Source organism: Streptomyces sp. NPDC059080 (assembly GCF_042739975.1).
In the GTDB taxonomy this organism is placed as follows: domain Bacteria; phylum Actinomycetota; class Actinomycetes; order Streptomycetales; family Streptomycetaceae; genus Streptomyces; species Streptomyces benahoarensis.
Genome location: NZ_JBHYGX010000009.1, coordinates 119,098 through 140,598, shown reverse-complemented (window position 1 = coordinate 140,598; position 21,501 = coordinate 119,098). Strand labels below are relative to the sequence as shown.

Annotated in this window: 18 protein-coding genes; 15 read left to right on the top strand and 3 right to left on the bottom strand. The window is 71.7% G+C overall.

The features are described from left to right. The first annotated feature begins 79 nt into the window (after positions 1–79). On the top strand, positions 80–2,710 hold the full coding sequence (locus ACFWWQ_RS10270) for a RelA/SpoT family protein (RefSeq protein WP_384593180.1): 2,631 nt from the start codon (positions 80–82) through the stop codon (positions 2,708–2,710). Between the two features lie 102 nt (positions 2,711–2,812). Here ACFWWQ_RS10270 and ACFWWQ_RS10265 read toward each other — a convergent pair whose 3' ends face one another. Then, complete coding sequence (locus tag ACFWWQ_RS10265; protein WP_384593177.1) at positions 2,813–4,042, bottom strand: DUF349 domain-containing protein; 1,230 nt, start codon at positions 4,040–4,042, stop codon at positions 2,813–2,815. 240 nt (positions 4,043–4,282) lie between these two features. Continuing rightward, complete coding sequence (locus ACFWWQ_RS10260; protein ID WP_384593174.1) at positions 4,283–5,104, bottom strand: peptidylprolyl isomerase; 822 nt, start codon at positions 5,102–5,104, stop codon at positions 4,283–4,285. A gap of 249 nt (positions 5,105–5,353) precedes the next feature. Between ACFWWQ_RS10260 and ACFWWQ_RS10255 the strand changes: the two genes are divergently transcribed. The 4 genes from ACFWWQ_RS10255 to ACFWWQ_RS10240 all read left to right on the top strand — a co-directional run bounded on the left by ACFWWQ_RS10255 (position 5,354) and on the right by ACFWWQ_RS10240 (position 9,830). After that, the gene (locus tag ACFWWQ_RS10255) at positions 5,354–6,085 is read left to right on the top strand and encodes an MBL fold metallo-hydrolase (protein ID WP_384593171.1); all 732 of its coding nucleotides are present in this window, start codon (positions 5,354–5,356) and stop codon (positions 6,083–6,085) included. Positions 6,086–6,096: 11 nt separating this feature from the next. Next, a complete protein-coding gene (gene hisS / locus ACFWWQ_RS10250) occupies positions 6,097–7,359 on the top strand; it encodes a histidine--tRNA ligase (RefSeq protein WP_384593168.1) in 1,263 nt (420 codons plus the stop codon). A 378-nt stretch (positions 7,360–7,737) separates the two neighbouring features. After that, positions 7,738–8,379: a vitamin K epoxide reductase family protein gene (locus tag ACFWWQ_RS10245; protein ID WP_384593165.1), complete on the top strand. Its 642-nt coding sequence runs from the start codon at positions 7,738–7,740 to the stop codon at positions 8,377–8,379. Between the two features lie 89 nt (positions 8,380–8,468). After that, positions 8,469–9,830 carry a replication-associated recombination protein A gene (locus tag ACFWWQ_RS10240; RefSeq protein WP_384593163.1) on the top strand — a complete coding sequence of 454 codons (1,362 nt, stop codon included), beginning with the start codon at positions 8,469–8,471 and terminating at the stop codon, positions 9,828–9,830. A gap of 133 nt (positions 9,831–9,963) precedes the next feature. On the opposite strand, the gene ACFWWQ_RS10235 is transcribed toward ACFWWQ_RS10240, so the two are convergent. After that, a complete protein-coding gene (locus tag ACFWWQ_RS10235; protein WP_384593350.1) occupies positions 9,964–10,719 on the bottom strand; it encodes a DUF2470 domain-containing protein in 756 nt (251 codons plus the stop codon). A gap of 185 nt (positions 10,720–10,904) precedes the next feature. On the opposite strand from ACFWWQ_RS10235, the gene rpsD reads away from it, so the two are divergent. The 10 genes from rpsD to aroB all read left to right on the top strand — a co-directional run bounded on the left by rpsD (position 10,905) and on the right by aroB (position 21,487). Beyond that, positions 10,905–11,516, top strand: coding sequence for a 30S ribosomal protein S4 (rpsD, locus tag ACFWWQ_RS10230; protein ID WP_384593160.1), 612 nt, complete (start codon positions 10,905–10,907; stop codon positions 11,514–11,516). Positions 11,517–11,824: 308 nt separating this feature from the next. Continuing rightward, the gene (locus ACFWWQ_RS10225) at positions 11,825–12,256 is read left to right on the top strand and encodes a DUF948 domain-containing protein (protein WP_384593157.1); all 432 of its coding nucleotides are present in this window, start codon (positions 11,825–11,827) and stop codon (positions 12,254–12,256) included. 8 nt (positions 12,257–12,264) lie between these two features. After that, positions 12,265–12,612, top strand: coding sequence for a DUF6167 family protein (locus ACFWWQ_RS10220; RefSeq protein WP_384593154.1), 348 nt, complete (start codon positions 12,265–12,267; stop codon positions 12,610–12,612). Then, entirely contained in the window at positions 12,612–15,281 is a 2,670-nt protein-coding gene (alaS, locus tag ACFWWQ_RS10215) for an alanine--tRNA ligase (protein WP_384593151.1), read from the top strand. The genes ACFWWQ_RS10220 and alaS overlap by 1 nt, the downstream gene beginning before the upstream one ends. Positions 15,282–15,294: 13 nt before the next feature. Then, on the top strand, positions 15,295–15,759 hold the full coding sequence (ruvX, locus tag ACFWWQ_RS10210; protein ID WP_030278556.1) for a Holliday junction resolvase RuvX: 465 nt from the start codon (positions 15,295–15,297) through the stop codon (positions 15,757–15,759). 122 nt (positions 15,760–15,881) lie between these two features. Continuing rightward, a complete protein-coding gene (mltG, locus tag ACFWWQ_RS10205; protein ID WP_384593148.1) occupies positions 15,882–17,714 on the top strand; it encodes an endolytic transglycosylase MltG in 1,833 nt (610 codons plus the stop codon). Next, positions 17,707–18,552: a shikimate dehydrogenase gene (locus tag ACFWWQ_RS10200; protein WP_384593145.1), complete on the top strand. Its 846-nt coding sequence runs from the start codon at positions 17,707–17,709 to the stop codon at positions 18,550–18,552. Before mltG ends, ACFWWQ_RS10200 begins: the two co-directional genes overlap by 8 nt. A gap of 111 nt (positions 18,553–18,663) precedes the next feature. Then, complete coding sequence (aroC, locus tag ACFWWQ_RS10195) at positions 18,664–19,848, top strand: chorismate synthase (protein WP_384593142.1); 1,185 nt, start codon at positions 18,664–18,666, stop codon at positions 19,846–19,848. Next, complete coding sequence (locus ACFWWQ_RS10190; protein WP_384593140.1) at positions 19,845–20,399, top strand: shikimate kinase; 555 nt, start codon at positions 19,845–19,847, stop codon at positions 20,397–20,399. Before aroC ends, ACFWWQ_RS10190 begins: the two co-directional genes overlap by 4 nt. After that, positions 20,396–21,487, top strand: a complete 1,092-nt coding sequence (gene aroB / locus ACFWWQ_RS10185) for a 3-dehydroquinate synthase (RefSeq protein WP_384593137.1) — start codon at positions 20,396–20,398, stop codon at positions 21,485–21,487. Before ACFWWQ_RS10190 ends, aroB begins: the two co-directional genes overlap by 4 nt. Positions 21,488–21,501 lie beyond the last annotated feature (14 nt).

The following is a 21,501-nucleotide window of genomic DNA, read 5'->3' as shown; positions in this document are numbered from 1 at the left end:
CGAGGCCGATACGATGGCATCCCGGCCCGGTCGTGGCGCGATCGTGGCCTTGTGGTCCGGAACCGCTTGAGGAGTGCTCTTGCCAGACGAGGCCCAGCCGCTCTCCCCCCGGCCGCGTCCGGCGGTCTCCCCCGACGTGCCGGGGAACGAGCCGAAGCCGCGGGCCGCGGGCCCCGCGGGCGCGCAGCCCGAACGCCGGGACGCCCCCCGCGACGCAGCCGCGCCCCGGCCCGGTACGTCCCCCGCCGGTGGCGGAGCACGGCCGGACGCCCCCGGGCAGCGGCCGTCCGACGGGTCCGCCGCCCGGCCGCAAGGCCCCGAACCGGCCACGTCGAAGCCCCCGGCGGCCCGGCCCGACCGGCCGTCGCCGACCTCGGTCGCCAAACCGGCGCCGTCCACGGCCGCCGGACGCTCCGGCTCCTCCAGCCGCGTCCGTGCCCGCCTCGCCCGGCTCGGCGTGCAGCGCTCCAGCCCGTACAACCCGGTCCTGGAGCCGCTGCTGCGGGTCGTACGGAGCAACGACCCCAAGATCGAGGCGGCCACGCTCCGGCAGATCGAGCGGGCCTACCAGGTCGCCGAGCGCTGGCACCGCGGCCAGAAGCGCAAGAGCGGCGACCCGTACATCACCCACCCGCTCGCGGTGACCACGATCCTCGCCGAGCTGGGCATGGATCCGGCCACCCTCATGGCCGGGCTGCTGCACGACACCGTCGAGGACACCGAGTACGGCCTCGACACCCTGCGCCGCGACTTCGGCGACCAGGTCGCGCTGCTCGTCGACGGCGTCACCAAGCTCGACCGCGTGAAGTTCGGCGAGGCCGCGCAGGCCGAGACCGTCCGCAAGATGGTCGTCGCGATGGCCAAGGACCCGCGCGTCCTCGTCATCAAGCTCGCCGACCGCCTGCACAACATGCGCACCATGCGCTACCTCAAGCGGGAGAAGCAGGAGAAGAAGGCCCGCGAGACGCTGGAGATCTACGCCCCGCTGGCGCACCGGCTGGGCATGAACACCATCAAGTGGGAGCTGGAGGACCTCGCCTTCGCGATCCTCTACCCCAAGATGTACGACGAGATCGTCCGCCTCGTCGCCGAGCGGGCCCCCAAGCGCGACGAGTACCTGGCCATAGTGACCGACGAGGTCCAGGCCGATCTGCGCGCCGCCCGCATCAAGGCCACCGTCACCGGCCGCCCCAAGCACTACTACAGCGTCTACCAGAAGATGATCGTCCGCGGCCGGGACTTCGCGGAGATCTACGACCTGGTGGGCATCCGCGTCCTCGTGGACACCGTCCGCGACTGCTACGCGGCGCTCGGCACCGTCCACGCGCGATGGAATCCGGTTCCCGGCCGGTTCAAGGACTACATCGCGATGCCGAAGTTCAACATGTACCAGTCGCTGCACACGACGGTCATCGGCCCGGCCGGCAAGCCCGTCGAACTCCAGATCCGCACCTTCGACATGCACCGCCGCGCCGAGTACGGCATCGCCGCGCACTGGAAGTACAAGCAGGAGGCCGTCGCCGGTGCCTCCAAGGTGCGCACCGACGTCCCCAAGGGCGCAGGCAAGGGCGCGGGCCAGGACACCGTCAACGACATGGCCTGGCTGCGGCAGCTGCTCGACTGGCAGAAGGAGACCGAGGACCCGGGCGAGTTCCTGGAATCGCTCCGCTTCGACCTCTCCCGCAACGAGGTCTTCGTCTTCACCCCGAAGGGCGACGTGATAGCGCTGCCCGCCGGTGCCACACCCGTCGACTTCGCGTACGCCGTCCACACCGAGGTCGGCCACCGCACGATAGGGGCCCGCGTCAACGGGCGGCTCGTGCCGCTCGAATCGACGCTGGACAACGGCGATCTGGTGGAGGTCTTCACCTCCAAGGCGCCCGGCGCGGGGCCGTCGCGGGACTGGCTGGGCTTCGTCAAGTCACCGCGCGCCCGCAACAAGATCCGCGCATGGTTCTCCAAGGAGCGCCGTGACGAGGCGATCGAGCAGGGCAAGGACGCCATCGCCCGCGCCATGCGCAAGCAGAACCTCCCGATCCAGCGCATCCTGACCGGCGACTCCCTGGTCACCCTCGCGCACGAGATGCGCTACCCGGACATCACGTCGCTGTACGCGGCGATCGGCGAGGGCCATGTCGCAGCCCAGGGCGTCGTCCAGAAGCTGGTGCAGGCGCTCGGTGGGCAGGACGAGGCGACCGAGGACATCGCCGAGTCCACCCCGATCCGGCGCTCCAAGCGGCGTTCCAGCGCGGACCCCGGTGTGGTGGTCAAGGGCGTCGACGACGTCTGGGTGAAGCTGGCGCGCTGCTGTACCCCGGTGCCGGGCGACCCGATCATCGGGTTCGTCACGCGCGGCAGCGGCGTATCGGTTCACCGCGCCGACTGCGTCAACGTCGACTCCCTCTCCCGCCAGCCGGAACGGATCCTGGAGGTCGAGTGGGCGCCCACCCAGTCCTCCGTCTTCCTCGTCGCCATCCAGGTGGAGGCGCTGGACCGCTCCCGGCTGCTGTCGGACGTCACCCGCGTCCTGTCCGACCAGCACGTCAACATCCTCTCCGCGGCCGTCCAGACCTCCCGCGACCGCGTCGCCACCTCCCGCTTCACCTTCGAGATGGGCGACCCCAAGCATCTGGGCCACGTCCTGAAGGCGGTCCGCGGCGTGGAGGGCGTCTACGACGTGTACCGGGTGACGTCGGCGCGACGGCCCTGAGCGACGCACCGGGCCGTGCCTCACGGGGCGCGGCCCGGCCCTGACACGTCGAACCCCCGCCCGGTCCCGAAGGTCCGAGCGGGGGTTCGATGCGGTCGGGGCTCAGCCGCCGAACTCCTCCAGGCCCTTCAGCGCCTGGTCGAGCAGCTCCTTGCGGCCCGCCAGCTCCCGGCCGAGCTTGTCGGCCTTGGCGGTGTTACCGGCCGTGCGGGCGGTCTCGATCTGCTTCTCCAGCTTGTCGACGGCGTCCTGCAGCTGACCCGTCAGGCCCGCGGCCCGGGCCCGCGCCTCCGGGTTCGTCCGCCGCCACTCGGCCTCCTCGGCTTCCTGGATGGCGCGTTCGACCGCGTGCATCCGGCCCTCGATCTTCGGGCGGGCGTCCCGGGGGACGTGCCCGATGGCCTCCCACCGCTCGTTGACCGAGCGGAACGCGGCCCGCGCCGCCTTGAGGTCGGTGACCGGCAGCAGCTTCTCCGCCTCGGCGGCCAGCTCCTCCTTGCGGGTCAGGTTCTCCCGCTGCTCGGTGTCCCGCTCGGCGAACACCTCACCGCGCGCTTGGAAGAAGACGTCCTGCGCCCCGCGGAAGCGGTTCCACAGCTCGTCCTCGTGCTCGCGCTGGGCGCGGCCCGCGGCCTTCCAGTCCGTCATCAGCTCGCGGTACCGGGCGGCGGTCGCCCCCCAGTCCGTCGATTTCGACAGCGCCTGCGCCTCGGCGACCAGCTTCTCCTTGACCTTGCGGGCCTCCTCGCGCTGCGCGTCCAGCGACGCGAAGTGCGCCTTGCGCCGCTTGGAGAACGCCGAGCGGGCGTGCGAGAAGCGGTGCCACAGCTCGTCGTCCGTCTTGCGGTCCAGACGCGGCAGGCCCTTCCAGGTGTCCACCAGGGCGCGCAGCCGCTCACCCGCCGCCCGCCACTGCTCGCTGGCGGCCAGCTCCTCGGCCTCGGCGACCAGCTTCTCCTTCGCCTGGCGGGCCTCGTCGCTCTGCTTCACCTTCTGCGCCTTGCGCTCCTCGCGCCGCGCGTCGACGGTGGCGACCAGCGCGTCGAGCCGCTTCCTCAGCGCTTCCAGGTCACCCACCGCGTGGTGTTCGTCGACCTGCTGGCGCAGATGGTCGATCGCGGCCGTCGCGTCCTTCGCCGACAGGTCGGTGGTCTTGACCCGGCGCTCCAGGAGGCCGATCTCGACGACCAGGCCCTCGTACTTGCGCTCGAAGTAGGCGAGAGCCTCCTCGGGGGTTCCCGCCTGCCACGATCCGACGACCTGCTCGCCATCGGTGGTACGCACGTACACGGTCCCCGTCTCATCGACGCGGCCCCATGGGTCGCTGCTCACAGCGCCTCCTCCACATGACACCGACGAGGGCGTGCGGCCCCCCGGCATCGTCCACAGTTTCTGTCCGCCGGGGCTGCGCCCCGGCCGGTCCGACGGGCTGTCTTGCGGGAGAGGGGCCGGCCGTCGGAGCAGGCACCCTCCACATACGCCAATCTAGGCGACCCGGCGGCCGGCTGTCCGCATCCAGCACGACCGAATTCCCTCGGCCCGCAGCTCTTCCAGGAGGTGGTGACCGTTCTTCTAGGAGGTGGTGACCGTCGCCCGGTTGATGACGACGGTGGCGTTGGGCGCGGTGTTGCCGCTCTCCGGATCGGGTGAGGAACCGGCGTCGGTGATCTTCTTCAGCACGTCGGTGCCACCGGTGATCCGCCCGAACGGTGTGTAGTTGGGCGGCAGTTTGCTGTCCTGGTAGACGAGGAAGAACTGGCTGCCGCCGGTGTTGCGGGTCTTGTCGTTCTTGCCGTCGTAGCGGTTGGCCATCGCGACCGTGCCCGCCGGGTAGACGTCGCCCTTCAGCCGCGCGTCCTTCAGATTCTCGTCCGGGATCGTGTAGCCGGGGGTGCCGCGGCCGGTGCCCGTCGGGTCGCCGCACTGCAGGACGTAGATGCCGGAGTCCACGAGCCGGTGGCAGCGGCTGTGGTCGAAGTAGCCCTGCTTCGCGAGGAAGGCGAAGGAGTTCACCGTGTGCGGTGCCTTCGCGGCGTCCAGTTGCAGATCGATCTCGCCGCAGGTGGTCCGCAGCTTCGCGGTGTACGTCGCGGAGGTGTCCACGGACATCTCCGGCTCCTTCTTCCACGACTTCTTCGACGCCGCGCCCTTCTCGGGACGGGCGCACGGGTCGGCCGGCTTCGTGGGGGCGGCGGCCGCCGCGTCGTCGTGGCCGCCGTCGGCCAGCCCGGCGCTGGCGTACGCGGCCCCGCCCGCGGCGACGATCACGGCCAGTACGCCCGCGATGATGACGTTGCGGCGTTTGGCCTTGTGCCGGGCCTCGGCGCGGCGCTGCTGCTGGCGCGCGTACTTCTCCCTGGCGAGCTGCCGCCGTCGCTGATCGCTGCTGACCACCGGTCGTCTCCTGTCCTGCACTGCGTGCCGCGCTCGGTCGCTCGGGTGACCAAGGGCTGTCCCGCCAGGGACGACGGGACAGCCCTTGGCCGGGGGCAAGGTCTCGGCGCCCCAGGTCGTGGGCCGTGGCCGTACCGTATACGGGTTCGCCGCCGCCACAGGTGCGCCGGTAGGCTCTGGAGCTGCCGAGTTGTTCCGGGAGCGGCCGCCTGCGCGAGGCGCCCGACCCCACGACCTTTAAGGACGAACGTGCTGATTGCCGGGTTCCCCGCCGGGGCCTGGGGGACCAACTGCTATCTGGTCGCCCCCGCCGCCGGCGAGGAGTGCGTGATCATCGACCCGGGCCACCGCGCCGCGCAGGGCGTCGAGGAGGCGGTCGCCAAGCACCGCCTCAAGCCCGTCGCGGTCGTCCTCACCCACGGCCACATCGACCACGTCGCCTCGGTCGTCCCGGTGTGCGGTGCGCATGACGTACCCGCCTGGATCCACCCCGAGGACCGCTACATGATGAGCGACCCGGAGAAGGCCCTCGGCCGCGCCATCGGTGCCCCGCTCATGGGCGAGCTGACGGTGGGGGAGCCGGACGACGTCAAGGAGCTGACGGATGGCGGCACCCTTGAGCTGGCCGGGATGGAGTTCTCCGTCGCGCACGCACCGGGCCATACCAAGGGGTCGGTGACCTTCCGGATGCCCGAGCAGGCCGCCACTCCAGCACAACAGGGGTGTCCGCCGGTCTTCTTCTCGGGCGACCTGCTGTTCGCCGGCTCCATCGGACGCACCGACCTGCCGGGCGGCGACCACGCCGAGATCCTGCGGTCGCTGGCACGCGTGTGCCTGCCGCTGGAGGACTCGACCGTCGTCCTGTCCGGCCACGGCCCCCAGACCACCATCGGCCGCGAGCGCGCCGGCAACCCCTATCTGCGGGAGCTGGCCGCCGGCCTCGGAGAGGGCACCACCGCCCCTCCGCGACGAGGAATGTGACGAGACTTTCCGTGAGCACCTTTCAGGCCCCCAAGGGCACGTACGACCTGCTTCCCCCCCACTCCGCGACCTATCTCGCGGTCCGCGAGGCGATCTCCGCGCCGCTGCGCAACTCCGGCTACGGCTACGTCGAGACGCCCGGCTTCGAGAACGTCGAGCTGTTCGCCCGCGGCGTCGGTGAGTCCACCGACATCGTGACCAAGGAGATGTACGCCTTCGAGACCAAGGGCGGCGACCGGCTGGCGCTGCGCCCCGAGGGCACCGCCTCCGTGCTGCGCGCGGCCCTGGAGGCCAACCTCCACAAGGGCGGCAACCTCCCCGTCAAGCTCTGGTACTCCGGTTCGTACTACCGCTACGAGCGTCCGCAGAAGGGCCGCTACCGCCACTTCTCGCAGGTCGGCGCGGAGGCCATCGGCGCGGAGGACCCGGCGCTCGACGCCGAGCTGATCATCCTCGCCGACCAGGCGTACCGCTCGCTGGGGCTGCGGAACTTCCGCATCCTGCTCAACTCGCTCGGCGACAAGGAGTGCCGCCCGGTCTACCGCGCCGCCCTCCAGGACTTCCTGCGCGGCCTCGACCTGGACGACGACACCCGGCGCCGCGTCGACATCAACCCGCTGCGGGTCCTCGACGACAAGCGGGAGTCCGTCCGCAAGCAGCTGGCCGGCGCCCCGGCGCTCGGCGACTACCTCTGCGAGGCGTGCAAGGCGTACCACGAGCAGGTCCGCGAGTTGCTGACCGCGGCGGGCGTCGCCTTCGAGAACGACGCCAACCTGGTGCGCGGGCTGGACTACTACACCCGCACCACCTTCGAGTTCGTCCACGACGGCCTCGGCTCGCAGTCCGCGGTGGGCGGCGGCGGCCGGTACGACGGCCTGTCCGAGATGATCGGCGGCCCGGCGCTGCCGTCCGTCGGCTGGGCGCTCGGCGTCGACCGTACGGTGCTGGCCCTGGAGGCGGAGGGCGTCACGCTCGACATCCCGGCGGCCACCGCGGTCTACGCCGTCCCGCTCGGCGAGGAGGCCCGCCGGGTGCTGTTCGCCCAGGTCACCGCGTTGCGCAAGGCCGGGATCGCGACGGACTTCGCCTTCGGCGGCAAGGGCCTGAAGAACGCCATGAAGTCGGCCAACCGCTCCGGCGCCCGGCTCGCGCTGGTCGCCGGCGAGCGTGATCTGGCCGAGGGCGTCGTCCAGTTGAAGAACCTGGAGAGCGGCGAGCAGGCCGCCGTACCGCTGGACGCGGTGGTCGACGAGGTCCGGCGCACGCTGGGCTGACCACCCGGGACGAGACGGCCGACGGGGGCCGGGGCGGGCGCCTTCGGGCGGCTCGTACCCGGCCCCCGTCCCGCTTCCTGGGGCGGGCGCCCGCGTTGAGGCGGCGCCCGGCCGTTCACCCTCCCGGTGGGTTCGTGCGGCGCCCACGGAGGGAAGGCGCGGCGCGGAAAGCGCCGACGGCGCTCTCCGCGGCGGTGGTGCGGGCGGTGCCGGGGCCCGCACGGACCGGTCGGCCCGGCCCGCAGACGTTCCTCAGACGTTCCTCTTTATGTCCTTCGAACGGTGGCACGCACGGCGGGTGGGGCAGAATGTGGGCGCGGCCGCTGCCCGCGGGCCCGCTTGTCCACCCACCCCACAAGGGATCGACGGAACCGCGATATGACGACGACAGCGCTTGACGACGTGTCCACCGACGACGACCGCGACGGCGACCGCGGCACCATCGGCGCGGGCCGCGGACTCTCCTGGCTGCTGGTGATCACCGGTGCGCTGGGCATCCTGGCCTCGTGGGTCATCACGACCGACAAGATCGAGCTGCTGAAGGATCCCCATTTCAAGCCCGCGTGCAGCTTCAACCCGATCATCTCCTGCGGCAGCGTGATGCAGAGCGGCCAGGCCGAGGTCTTCGGATTCCCGAACCCGATGGCCGGGATGATCGCCTTCCCCGTGGTCGTCGCGATCGGCGTCGGCCTGCTGGCGGGCGCCCGCTACCGCCGCTTCTACTGGATCGGCCTCAACATCGGCACCCTGCTGGGCACGGTGTTCTGCATGTGGCTGATGACGCAGTCGCTGTACCAGATCAACGCCCTGTGCCTGTGGTGCACGCTCACCTGGTGCGCCACGCTCCTGATGTTCTGGTACACCACCGTCCACAACATCAAGCACCGCATCATCCCGGCGCCCGCCGGACTGCGCGAGGCGGTGCTGGAGTTCCACTGGGTCGTCCCGGTGCTCTGGTACGGCGCCATCGCGCTGCTGATCCTCACCCGCTGGTGGTCGTACTGGTCGTCGCTGCTCTGACGCCCCGCGCCCGGGTCCGCCCGGCCGTCGGCCTCGTGCGGGCCGGCGGCCGGGCGGCGTTGTCAGTGGGGTGACATAGGCTCGTGAGCGTGGAGCCCGACCTGTTCACCGCCGCCGCCGAAGACCGTCAGGAGAAGGACCCCGCCGGGTCCCCGCTCGCCGTACGGATGCGTCCGCGCACCCTCGACGAGGTCGTGGGGCAGCAGCATCTGCTCAAGCCCGGCTCGCCGCTGCGGCGGCTGGTGGGGGAGGGCAGCGGAGGGCCCGCGGGCCCGTCCTCGGTCTTCCTCTGGGGCCCGCCCGGTATCGGCAAGACCACCCTCGCGTACGTCGTCAGCCAGGCGACCAACAAGCGCTTCGTGGAGCTGTCGGCGATCACCGCGGGCGTCAAGGAGGTGCGGGCGGTCATCGACGGCGCGCGCCGCGCCTCGGGCGGCTTCGGCAAGGAGACCGTCCTCTTCCTCGACGAGATCCACCGCTTCAGCAAGGCCCAGCAGGACTCCCTGCTGCCCGCGGTGGAGAACCGCTGGGTCACCCTGATCGCCGCCACCACCGAGAACCCGCACTTCTCGGTGATCTCCCCGCTGCTCTCCCGCTCGCTGCTGCTCACCCTGGAGCCGCTCACCGACGACGACCTGCGGGGGGTGCTGCGCCGGGCGCTCACCGCGGAGCGTGGTCTGGGCGGTGCGGTGACACTGCCCGAGGACACCGAGGCGCATCTGCTGCGGATCGCCGGCGGGGACGCCCGGCGCGCGCTGACGGCGCTGGAGGCGGGAGCGGGCTCGGCGCTGGCCAAGGGCGAGCAGGAGATCAGCCTCCAGACCCTGGAGGAGTCGGTCGACCGCGCCGCGGTGAAGTACGACCGGGACGGCGATCAGCACTACGACGTCGCCAGCGCGCTGATCAAGTCCATCCGGGGCTCCGACGTCGACGCCGCGCTGCACTATCTGGCGCGCATGATCGAGGCGGGGGAGGACCCCCGGTTCATCGCGCGGCGGCTGATGATCTCGGCGAGCGAGGACATCGGGCTGGCCGATCCGTCCGCGCTGCAGACCGCGGTCGCCGCGGCGCAGGCCGTCGCCATGATCGGCTTCCCGGAGGCCCGGATCACGCTGAGCCAGGCCACCATCGCGCTCGCCCTGGCCCCCAAATCCAACGCCGCGTACATGGCGATAGACGCGGCGCTCGCCGACATCCGCGCCGGCCAGGCCGGTCCCGTCCCGCCGCATCTGCGCGACAGCCACTACAAGGGCGCCGAGAAGCTGGGCCACGGCCAGGGCTATCAGTACCCGCACGATCTGCCCGGCGGGATCGCGGCCCAGCAGTACGCCCCGGACGCGGTGCACGGCAAGCGGTACTACACCCCGACCCGGCACGGCGCCGAGGCCCGTTACGCCGACGTCGCCGACCGGGTCCGGGCGCGGCTGCGGGGCGGCGGGACGGACGGCTGAGGCCGGGCGCGAGCCGCCCGCCGGGCCCGTACGTCGGTGAGCGAAGGACACACGGGCCCGGTACGCAAGGCCCGCGCGGACCGCGTACAGCTGGCGCCGCCGCGACGAGCCCCGGCACCCGGAGCCCCCGCCGTCACCCCTCCGCCGCCTCGAAGAGCGCATGCATCGCGCGCCGCAGCTCGGCCACGTCGCGGACGGGCTCGGGGAAGTCGAAGCGCGCGTCGAACGGCGTCCGTCCGTCGCCGGTGAAGCGCACCCGCAGCCCGAAGCGGTCCAGGGCGACCGGCGTGGCCTCGTCGCGGGCGCCGCACACGGTGGCGCCCCGGTCGCCGAGCAGCCCGCACAACCCGCGGACCTGCGGGCCGTGGGCGGAGTGCAGATGCTGCAGCAGCTCGGCCTCGTGGGCGACGAGCGGATCGGGTGCGGCGGCGGCGAACTCCTCGGGCTCGGCGGTCCCGGCGCCCCACAGGTCGTCCACCGCACATTCGCCGACCTCCAGGCGGAGCATCAGCCAGGCGGCCCGCCCGGGGATACCGGGCGCGGGCGGCGGCTGGACGGCCTCGCCGATCCCGAGGAGTTCGTCGACCGGATGCCGCTCGGCGAGCAGCGCCGCGCAGTGGGCCCGGTCGTCGTTGCGTACGGGGGTGAGCCAGCCCGCAACCCAGGCGCGGCCGCGGACGCGATGGGGCACGGAAACGGGCGCGACATCGGTGATCTCCATCACGGCTGTCAGGTCGTCGTCCTGGGCGTACGCGGCGGCCCGGGCTGCCGCGGAGTCGCCGGGAGCCAGCAACAGCACGTCTCCCTCGGGTGTCACGGTCCGGCAGAACGGTGCCGTGAGCCCGCTCGGGTCGGGGTCCTCGACTCCGGGAACGCTCAGCGACCCCATAGCATTGGACTCCACGAGGGTGCGTACGCGCTCGGCGGCCGACGGGCGCCGGGCGTCTTCCGCGGGACGCGGCTGACCCGCCTCGGTGCCCTGAGCGGCATCGGGCAGGGGGATCCCAGGTCGAAACATGCGTTCTCCTCGCGCTAAGGTAAGCCTCACCTAACTTACACGGAGGTCCGTTCCACGTGAACCAGTCGCGTCCCAAGGTCAAGAAGTCCCGCGCGCTCGGCATCGCCCTGACGCCGAAGGCCGTCAAGTACTTCGAGGCCCGTCCCTACCCGCCCGGCGAGCACGGCCGTGGCCGCAAGCAGAGCAGTGACTACAAGGTCCGGCTGCTCGAAAAGCAGCGTCTGCGTGCGCAGTACGACATCAGCGAGCGCCAGATGGCGCGTGCCTACGACCGCGCTCGGAAGGTCGACGGCAAGACGGGCGAAGCCCTCATCATCGAGCTTGAGCGCCGTCTGGACGCGCTCGTCCTGCGTTCGGGCATCGCCCGCACGATCTACCAGGCGCGCCAGATGGTCGTCCACGGCCACATCGCCGTGAACGACCGCAAGGTCGACAAGCCCTCCTTCCGCGTCCGCCCCGGCGACGTCGTGATGGTCCGCGAGCGCAGCCGCGAGAAGCACCCCTTCCAGGTGGCGCGCGAGGGCGGCTACGCCCCCGACGGCGAGATCCCCCGCTACCTGGAGGTCAACCTCCTGGCGCTGGCGTTCCGCCTCGACCGGGACCCCAACCGCAAGGAGATCCCGGTGATCTGCGACGAGCAGCTCGTCGTCGAGTACTACGCCCGCTGATCCAGGCGTAGCCACCGGCACCTTCCGGCCCGCTGCCCCTCCCCGCCGCTCGCGGGGACGGTGCGGCGGGCCGCTGCCGTTCCCGGAGACGGGGGCCGGTGCGCCGCCGGCCGGCCGCGAGCGGGGCGGGCGTCGCCCGGACCGTACAATCGGCCGGTCGCCTTCCCTCCGGCCCTGCCCGCCGACCGTAAATCCGGTCGGACGCGCCGTCACGGCGCGATAGGGTCAAGGGTGCCGTTCGAGCAGGACGGGACCGGAGCGGGACAGCGCGGATGCCCCGTCGGAGAGTGTCGGAGAGTGGTGCCAGCGTGACCGGTGGAGAGGTGGCGGGGATCCTGGTCGCCGTCTTCTGGGCGATCCTCGTGTCGTTCCTCGCCCTCGTACTGGTGAGGCTCGCGCAGACGCTCAAGGCGACGACGAAGATGGTGGCCGAGGTCTCGGACCAGGCCGTTCCGCTGCTCGCCGACGCGTCCGCGACGGTCCGCTCGGCGCACACCCAGCTCGCCCGCGTCGACGCCATCGCCTCCGACGTGCAGGAGGTCACCGCCAACGCCTCCGCGCTCTCCTCGACCGTCTCCTCCGCCTTCGGCGGACCGCTGGTCAAGGTCGCCGCCTTCGGCTACGGCGTACGCCGCGCGATCGGGAAGAAAGGCGTACTGGAGCCCGAGCGCACCGTCGTCGGCCGTACCCTTCCCGGCGCCCGCCGCGGCGGACGCCGCAACCGTCGCTCCAAGGACTGATCACCGCGATGTTCCGCCGCGCATTCTGGTTCACCACCGGCGCCGCCGCCGGCGTCTGGGCCACCACCAAGGTCAACCGCAAGCTGCGCCGGCTGCAGCCCGACAGCCTCGCCGCGCAGGCCGCGGACAAGGCCGTCGAGACCGGCCACCGGCTGCGCCGCTTCGCGCTGGACGTCCGCACGGGAATGGCGGACCGTGAGGAACAGTTGCATGAAGCGCTGGGTCTGACCGCTCCCGGTGACGTCCGCGAGCTGCCCGCATCGCGCTCCCGCGCGGTGCTCGATACGCCCCACCCCACCACGAGAGCGACCGGACCGTCCGGGATCGCCGGACCGACTGGAAATGAGGACCACTGATGGAGTCGGCTGAAATCCGCCGCCGCTGGCTGCGCTTCTTCGAGGAGCGCGGGCACACCGTCGTGCCGTCGGCGTCGCTCATCGCGGACGACCCGACGCTGCTGCTGGTCCCCGCGGGCATGGTGCCCTTCAAGCCGTACTTCCTCGGCGAGGTCAAGCCGCCGTGGCCGCGCGCCACCAGCGTGCAGAAGTGCGTGCGCACGCCCGACATCGAAGAGGTCGGCAAGACCACCCGCCACGGCACGTTCTTCCAGATGTGCGGCAACTTCTCCTTCGGCGACTACTTCAAGGAAGGCGCCATCAAGCACGCCTGGGAGCTGCTGACCGGCTCCCAGGAGGACGGCGGCTACGGCCTCGATCCGGAGAAGCTCTGGATCACCGTCTACCTCGACGACGACGAGGCCGAGCGCATCTGGCACGAGGTCGTCGGCGTGCCCAAGGAGCGCATCCAGCGCCTGGGCAAGAAGGAGAACTACTGGTCCATGGGCGTCCCCGGCCCCTGCGGACCGTGCTCCGAGATCAACTACGACCGCGGCCCGGAGTTCGGCGTCGAGGGCGGCCCGGCCGTCAACGACGAGCGGTACGTCGAGATCTGGAACCTCGTCTTCATGCAGTACGAGCGGGGCGCGGGCATCGGCAAGGAGGACTTCGAGATCCTCGGCGAGCTGCCCAGCAAGAACATCGACACCGGCCTCGGCCTGGAACGCCTGGCGATGATCCTCCAGGGCGTCCGCAACATGTACGAGACCGACACCCTGCGCGTCGTCATCGACAAGGCCACCGAGCTGACCGACGTCCGCTACGGCGCCACCACCGACACCGATGTCTCGCTCCGCGTCGTCGCCGACCACATGCGCACCTCCACGATGCTCATCGGCGACGGCGTCACCCCCGGCAACGAGGGCCGCGGCTACGTCCTGCGCCGCATCATGCGCCGCGCCATCCGCAACATGCGGCTGCTCGGCGCCACCGGCCCGGTCGTCGCCGAGCTGCTGGACACCGTCATCAAGACGATGGGCCAGCAGTACCCGGAGCTGCTGGAGGACCGCCGCCGCATCGAGACCGTCGCCCTCGCCGAGGAGGCCGCCTTCCTCAAGACGCTGAAGGCCGGCACCAACATCCTCGACACCGCCGTCACCGACACCAAGGCCACCGGTGGCACGGTCCTTCCCGGCGACAAGGCGTTCCTGCTCCACGACACCTGGGGCTTCCCGATCGACCTCACCCTGGAAATGGCCGCTGAGCAGGGCCTTTCCGTGGACGAGGACGGCTTCCGCCGCCTGATGAAGGAGCAGCGGGAGCGCGCCAAGGCCGATGCCCAGGCCAAGAAGCACGGTCACGCCGACCTCTCCGCCTACCGCGCCGTCGCCGACGCCTCCGGCGCCACCGAGTTCACCGGCTACCGCGCCACCGAGGGTGAGTCCACCGTCGTCGGCCTGCTGGTCAACGGCGTCTCGGCGCCCGCCGCCCACGAGGGTGACGAGGTCGAGATCGTCCTGGACCGCACCCCCTTCTACGCCGAGGGCGGCGGTCAGCTCGCCGACACCGGCCGGATCAAGCTGGACTCCGGCGCCGTCGTCGAGGTCCGCGACGTACAGAAGCCGGTGCCCGGTGTCACCGTCCACAAGGGCGTCGTCCAGGTCGGCGAGGTCGTGGTCGGCTCCGCTGCGTACGCCGCGATCGATGTGACCCGCCGCCGGGCCATCGCCCGTGCCCACAGCGCCACCCACCTCACCCACCAGGCGCTGCGCGACGCGCTCGGCCCGACCGCCGCCCAGGCCGGTTCGGAGAATTCCCCCGGCCGCTTCCGCTTCGACTTCGGCTCCCCGGCCGCGGTGCCCGGTGCCGTCCTCACCGACGTCGAGCAGAAGATCAACGAAGTGCTCTCGCGCGAGCTGGACGTGCACGCCGAGGTCATGAGCATGGAGGACGCCAAGAAGCAGGGCGCCATCGCGGAGTTCGGCGAGAAGTACGGCGACCGCGTGCGCGTCGTCACCATCGGCGACTTCTCCAAGGAGCTGTGCGGCGGTACGCACGTCCACAACACCGCCCAGCTGGGCCTGGTGAAGCTGCTGGGCGAGTCGTCGATCGGCTCCGGCGTCCGCCGGGTCGAGGCCCTCGTCGGCGTCGACGCCTACACGTTCCTCGCCCGGGAGCACACGGTTGTCTCGCAGCTGACGGAGCTGGTCAAGGGCCGTCCCGACGAGCTGCCCGACAAGATCTCCGGCGTTCTCGCCAAGCTGAAGGACGCCGAGAAGGAGATCGAGAAGTACCGCGCGGAGAAGGTCCTCCAGGCCGCCGCCGGTCTCGCCGCGGACGTCAAGGACGTCCGTGGGGTGGCGCTCGCCGCTGCCCAGGTCCCCGACGGCACCTCCGCCAACGATCTGCGCAAGCTCGTCCTGGACGTCCGGGGCCGGATCCCCGGCGACCGCGCCGCCGTCGTGGCGCTGTTCTCGGTCGCCAACGGCCGCCCGGTCACGGTCATCGCCACCAACGAGGCCGCCCGCGAGCGCGGCATCAAGGCCGGTGACCTGGTCCGTACGGCCGCCAAGACCCTCGGTGGCGGCGGTGGCGGCAAGCCCGACGTCGCCCAGGGCGGTGGCCAGAACGCCGCGGCCGTGCCCGAGGCGCTGGAAGCCGTCGAGCGGCTCGTCACCGAGGTGGCCTGAGCACGTGAGTGAGATTCGACGCGGTCGGCGCATCGCCGTGGACGTCGGGGACGCCCGCATCGGGGTCGCCTCGTGCGACCCCGACGGGGTCCTCGCCACCCCGGTCGAGACGGTTCCCGGACGGGACGTCCCGGCGGCGCACCGCCGTCTCAAGGCGATCGTCGAGGAGTACGAGCCGCTGGAGGTCGTTGTCGGGCTCCCGCGTTCCCTGAATGGGGGAGAGGGGCCCGCCGCGGCCAAGGTGCGGGCGTTTGCCCAGGTACTGGCCGGAAACATCGCCCCGATCGAGGTACGGCTGGTCGACGAGCGGATGTCGACGGTGACCGCTGCGCAAGGGCTGCGGGCCTCCGGGGTGCGCAGCAAGAAGGGCCGCTCGGTCGTCGATCAGGCGGCCGCGGTGGTGATCCTGCAGAGCGCGCTGGAGACGGAACGGACCTCGGGCCGAGCTCCCGGAGAATGCATCCGAGTGGTCATCTGATGGCAGTACGGTAACGTTCCGCGATGCGAAGCGGTTTCGACAAGCCGCGCAGGTAGAGGCGGGTCGGTACAGCATCCGCGCGCCAGACAGGAGCGCGCCCGCCTCTCGGCTCAAGGGGATCGATGACCGAGTATGGCCGGGGCCACCGCTCCGAACCGTGGCACCCCGAGGACCCGCTCTACGGAGATCAGGGGTCCTACGGGGGGCACGCGCAGAACTCCCCGTGGGGTGGCCGGGGCGCTGCCCCGGCCCCACCGCGGTACGACGGTGGCTGGGACGGCGCTGCACCAGGCGGTGCGGCGTACGACCCGTACGGCACCCAGCAGCCGCACGATCCGCTGACCGGCCCCTACGCCGATCCGTACGCCGCACCCGTCGGCTACCCGTCTCCGCAGGATCCGCAGGGGTACGCCCAGAACCCGGGCCAGCCGTACGACCAGGGGCCGTACGAGCAGCGGTACCCCCATGACCAGCGGTATCCACAGGATCGGGGGTACCCGCAGGACCAGGGATACGCTGGGCAGCCGGGGTACCCGCAGGAGCAGCAGTACCCGTACGACCCGCAGTACCCGCACGACCGGCAGTACCCGCAGTACCCGCACGACCCGCAGTACCCGCACGATCCGGCGTACGGCGAGCGGCCGCAGCAGCCGTATCCGCCGCACGACCAGGGTCCGGTGCCGCAGGTGGCGCCCCGTACAGAGGGGCCGGAGGACGACTGGCGGCCGGATGGCGGGCGGGAGCCCGACCCCGACCACGCGTTCTTCGCCGACGATCCGGCGGACGACCGGCCGGACGCGGACGACGAGGACGCGCGCGCGGACGGCGACCGTTCCGGCCACGAGGGCCGCGGCAAGAAGACCAAGCGCCGGGGCGGCTGCGCCCGCTTCCTCATCGCCGTGGTGATCGCCGCCGGTGTCGGCGGGGCCGGATACGTCGGCTACCGGTTCTACGAGAGCCGTATCGCCAGCCCCCCGGACTTCGAGGGCGAGGGCTCCGGCGCGCTCCAGGTCGAGATTCCGGACGGTGCACCGCTCCAGCAAATGGGGCAGATCCTCAAAAAGGAAGGCGTCGTCAAGAGCGTCGATTCCTTCACTGCCGCGGCGAAGGAGAACCCGAAGGGTTCCGCGCTCCAGCCCGGCAGTTATTCGATGCGCCGCCACATGTCGGCGGCGTCCGCCGTGGGCCTGATGCTGGACCCGAAGAGCCGTAACGGCCTGACGGTTCAGGAGGGGCTGCGTGCCGGTGCGGTCTACGACCTCATAGACAAGAAACTCCGCGTGAAGTCCGGCACCACGAAGGCCGCGGCCGAGACGAATCTCAAAACCCTCGGGCTGCCCTCCTGGGCCAAGGGGTCCACGGAGATCAAGGATCCGCTGGAAGGATTCCTCTACCCCTCGACGTACAACGTGGGCGGCCAGGCCACCCCCACTGACGTGCTGAAACAGATGGTGGCACGGGCCGATCAGGAGTATGCGCGCTACCACCTGGCGGCGAATGCGAAGAAATACCACCTGGATTCCCCACTCCAGCTGCTGAGCGTCGCCAGCCTGACGCAGGCGGAGGGCATAACCCACGAGGACTTCCGCAAGATGGCCGCGGTCATCTACAACCGGCTGGATCCGAACAACGTGGCCACGAACCACAAGCTCGAATTCGACTCGACGTACAACTACGTGAAGAACCAGAGCAAGATCAATATTGGGATCGACGAGATCAGGCATTACGACGATCCCTACAACACCTACGTCTACCAAGGTCTCCCGCCGGGACCGATCGGTAATCCGGGCGCCGATGCGCTGAAGGCGGCGGTCGATCCGGACAACTCCCAGAAGTGGCTCTTCTTCATCTCCGTCGACGGAAAGAAGACCGACTTCACCACGAATCTCACGGACCACAACAAGCTCGTGCAGCAGTTCAACGAGCGGCAGCAGGCACAGAAGCAGAATGGCTGAGGGCAGGGCAGTGTCGGACAGTAAGCAGGCAGCGGTACTCGGATCGCCGATCGCCCACTCCCTCTCGCCGGTCCTGCACCGCGCCGCCTATCGCGAACTGGGCCTGGACGACTGGGAGTACGGCCGCTTCGACATCGACGAGGCGGCGCTGCCCGCCTTCATGGAGAAGCTGGACGCGAGCTGGGCCGGGCTCTCGCTGACCATGCCGCTCAAGCGCGCGGTCATCCCGCTGCTGGACGAGATCAGCGCCACCGCCGCCTCCGTCGAGGCCGTCAACACCGTCGTCCTCACCGACGACGGGCGCCGCACCGGCGACAACACCGACATCCCCGGCATGGTCGCGGCGCTGCGCGAACGCGGGGTGACCCGGGTCGAGCGGGCCGCCGTCCTCGGCGCCGGCGCCACCGCCTCCTCGGCGCTCGCCGCGCTCGCACAGATCTGCACCGGCGAGGTCACCGCGTACGTCCGCAGTGCCCCGCGCGCCGCCGAGATGCGCGGCTGGGGCGAACGCCTGGGCGTCGCGGTCACCACCGCGCCCTGGGACGACGCCGCCGAGGCGTTCCATGCGCCGCTGGTCGTCGCCACCACCCCGGCGGGCACCACCGACGCCCTCGCCACCGCGGTCCCCGAGGCGCCCGGCACCCTCTTCGACGTGCTGTACGAGCCGTGGCCCACCGCGCTGGCGGCCGCCTGGTCGGCCCGCGGCGGCGCGGTCGTCGGCGGCCTCGACCTGCTGGTGCACCAGGCGGTCCTCCAGGTCGAGTCGATGACCGGGCGGGCCCCCGCGCCGCTGGCCGCGATGCGCGCGGCGGGCGAGCGGGCCCTCGCCGCCCGCTGACCGGCCGCGCCTGCCCGGTCCGCTCCCTGGACGGGGCGCGGTCCGCCCCCCGCGACGTGGGAGGATCGGGGGAGTAGACGTAGGCGCAGGAGCAGGACAAAAGGAGCACCGTTGAGCAGGTTGCGCTGGCTGACGGCGGGGGAGTCGCACGGCCCCGCACTGGTGGCGACGCTGGAGGGCCTCCCGGCCGGCGTCCCGATCACCACCGATCTGGTGGCGGACGCGCTGGCCAGGCGTCGGCTCGGCTATGGCCGCGGTGCCCGGATGAAGTTCGAACGGGACGAGGTCACCTTCCTCGGCGGCGTCCGCCACGGCCTCTCGCTCGGCTCGCCCGTCGCCGTCATGGTCGGCAACACCGAGTGGCCCAAGTGGGAACAGGTCATGGCCGCCGACCCGGTCGACGAGGCGGAGCTGGCCGAGCTGGCCCGCAACGCCCCGCTCACCCGGCCGCGCCCCGGCCACGCCGACCTCGCCGGGATGCAGAAGTACGGCTTCGACGAGGCCCGCCCGATCCTGGAGCGCGCCTCGGCGCGGGAGACTGCCGCCCGGGTCGCGCTCGGCGCGGTGGCCCGCTCCTTCCTCAAGGAGGCCGCCGGGATCGAGATCGTCTCGCACGTCGTCGAACTGGCCGCCGCGAAGGCCCCGTACGGCACCGTCCCCACCCCCGCCGACGTCGAGAAGCTGGACGCGGACCCGGTGCGCTGCCTGGACGCGGACGCGAGCAAGGCGATGGTCGCGGAGATCGACCAGGCCCACAAGGACGGCGACACCCTCGGCGGCGTCGTCGAGGTCCTGGCGTACGGCGTGCCCGTCGGCCTCGGCTCGCACGTCCACTGGGACCGGCGGCTGGACGCCCGGCTGGCCGGGGCGCTCATGGGCATCCAGGCGATCAAGGGCGTCGAGGTCGGCGACGGCTTCGACCTGGCGCGGGTGCCGGGCTCCGAGGCGCACGACGAGATCGTCGCCACTCCGGAGGGCATCCGCCGCTCCTCCGGCCGCTCCGGCGGCACCGAGGGCGGTCTGACCACCGGCGAACTGCTGCGGGTGCGGGCCGCGATGAAGCCCATCGCGACGGTCCCGAGGGCGCTGGCGACGGTCGATGTCACCACCGGCGAGGCCACCAAGGCACACCACCAGCGCTCGGACGTCTGCGCCGTCCCGGCCGCCGGTATCGTCGCCGAGGCGATGGTGGCGCTGGTCCTGGCGGACGCGGTGGTCGAGAAGTTCGGCGGCGACAGCGTGCCGGAGACCCGCCGCAACGTCCGCGGTTACCTCGACAACCTGGCGATCAAGTGACGCCGCGCGCCGTCCTCGTCGGCCCGCCCGGCGCGGGCAAGTCGACCGTGGGCGCGCTCCTCGCCGAACGGCTCGGGGTCGGCTACCGCGACACCGATGCCGACATCGTCGAGGTGGCCGGGAAGCCGATCGCGGAGATCTTCATCGACGAGGGCGAACCGCACTTCCGCGAGCTGGAGCGGCAGGCGGTCCGCGCCGCCGTCGCCGAGCACGCCGGGGTGCTCTCCCTCGGCGGCGGCGCGATCATGGACGACTCGACGCGTGCGCTGCTGCGCGGGCTGCCGGTCGTCTTCCTGGACGTCGCGCTGGCCGACGCGGTCAAGCGGGTCGGCCTGGACGTCCCGCGGCCGCTGCTCGCGGTCAACCCGCGGCAGCGCTGGCGCGAGCTGATGGCGGCCCGCCGCCCCCTGTACACCGAGGTCGCGTCCGCCGTGGTCAGCACCGGCGGCCGCACCCCCGAGGACGTCGCCGAGGCGGTCCTCGACGCACTGGAGCCGGGGCGGGCCGCGGGCGAGGACCCGCGCGCCGCCCGCAGGAAGGAAGAGGCATGACGGAGCAGGCCACCCGTATTCACGTCGGCGGTACGGCGGGCAGCGATCCGTATGACGTGCTCGTCGGACGGCAGTTGCTCGGGGAGCTGCCCACCCTGATCGGCGCCGGGGTCAAGCGGGTCGCCGTGCTGCACCCGGAGGCGCTGGCCGCCACCGGTGAGGCGCTGCGTGAGGACCTGGCGGGCCAGGGCTTCGAGGCCATCGCGATCCAGCTGCCGAACGCCGAGGAGTCCAAGACCGTCGAGGTCGCCGCGTACTGCTGGAAGGCGCTCGGTCAGACCGGCTTCACCCGCAGCGACGTCATCGTCGGCGTCGGCGGCGGCGCCACCACGGACCTGGCGGGCTTCGTCGCGGCCACCTGGCTGCGCGGGGTGCGCTGGATCGCCGTGCCCACCACCGTCCTGGGCATGGTCGACGCGGCGGTCGGCGGCAAGACCGGAATCAACACCGCGGAGGGCAAGAACCTCGTCGGCGCGTTCCACCCGCCGGCCGGGGTGCTCTGCGACCTCGCGGCGCTCGACTCGCTGCCGGTGCACGACTTCGTCTCCGGGCTCGCCGAAGTCATCAAGGCCGGGTTCATCGCGGATCCGGGCATCCTCGACCTGATCGAGGCCGACCCGGAGGCCGCCAGGCGTCCTGACGGGCCGCACACCCAGGAGCTGATCGAGCGGGCGATCCGGGTCAAGGCCGAGGTGGTCTCCGCGGACCTCAAGGAGTCGGGGCTGCGGGAGATCCTCAACTACGGTCACACCCTGGCGCACGCCATCGAGAAGAACGAGCGGTACAACTGGCGCCACGGCGCGGCCGTCTCCGTCGGCATGGTCTTCGCCGCCGAACTCGGCCGGATCGCCGGGCGGTTGGACGATGCGACCGCCGACCGGCACCGCGAGGTCCTCGGTGCCGTCGGCCTGCCGCTGACCTACCGCGGCGACCAGTGGCCCAAGCTGCTGGAGACCATGAAGATCGACAAGAAGTCCCGCGGCGACCGGCTGCGCTTCATCGTCCTGGACGGTCTGGCCCGCCCCACCGTCCTGGAGGGCCCGGACCCGGCCATGCTGCTCGCCGCGCACGCGGAGATCGCCGAGTGAACGAGCGAAGCGAG